The organism is Pseudomonas sp. GW821-FHT07G10 (assembly GCF_059418545.1).
Genome location: NZ_JBWKQB010000005.1, coordinates 231,748 through 232,587, shown reverse-complemented (window position 1 = coordinate 232,587; position 840 = coordinate 231,748). Strand labels below are relative to the sequence as shown.

Below are 840 nucleotides of genomic sequence, written 5' to 3'. Positions count from 1 at the left end.
AAAGTTCGAGAGACTTGCAAAACACCGAAGCTATCACCTACCCAATTTGCTGAAGCGCGGCCAACAGGCCACGACTCGGTACCCGAATTTCTTGACGACCATAGAGCATTGGAACCACCTGATCCCATCCCGAACTCAGCAGTGAAACGATGCATCGCCGATGGTAGTGTGGGGTTTCCCCATGTGAGAGTAGGTCATCGTCAAGATTAACTTCCGAAACCCCTATCTGCATCTGCAGGTAGGGGTTTTGTTTTGCGCGCGATTTGTCGGCGCGGGCGTGCTCGCGATGGCGATTTCGAAGACGCCATGGCGAGGACTCGGGCGTCGACCGGCTGCTCCTGCACGTCTGGACGTTATTTCAGAGCAGTCGGGTTTTGTATTTGCGGTCTGATAATGCGCCGTCAGGTCAAGAGCCGGGGGAGACAGACGGGGGCACGAAGCCTGTATATAAATGAAATCGGTTTTATCGATGACGAGATTGCCAATCACGACCATCTTGGCGTGAAGGGTAATAGTCGCCTGATGATCGTGTTATTCGAGTGCTGCTCTGTGTTCTGACTCTCAGACCTGTTCACTGGAGTCAGACGCACAACGTCTCTGAGCTTCAGTGTTGCAGGCTAAAGTCTCAGCCAGCGTCGAATGCCTCTGATGGGGCGTGTCAGCCGCCAGGAGCTGCTGTTGAGTAATCGCTGGGCCACTTGTTCGCTATCTTCGAGCCTTTGGCTGATGATCTTCAGCTGCGAATCACGTTCCGCCAACAAACCTTGAGCCGCTTCCAGCTCCTGATCTTTTTTCTCAGTCACATCGACCAACAAAGCGCGAGCCGCTTTCAGCTGTTCA

General features: G+C 53.6%; 1 protein-coding gene and 1 rRNA gene. One reads left to right on the top strand and one right to left on the bottom strand.

What is annotated here, in order from left to right; all coding sequences use genetic code 11:
- The first annotated feature begins 90 nt into the window (after window positions 1–90).
- Window positions 91–206: ribosomal RNA gene (gene rrf / locus AC07O1_RS09990) — 5S ribosomal RNA — on the top strand.
- A gap of 411 nt (window positions 207–617) precedes the next feature.
- On the opposite strand, the gene AC07O1_RS09985 is transcribed toward rrf, so the two are convergent.
- On the bottom strand, window positions 618–840 hold a 223-nt coding region (locus tag AC07O1_RS09985; protein ID WP_495088663.1), incomplete at its 5' end, for a hypothetical protein.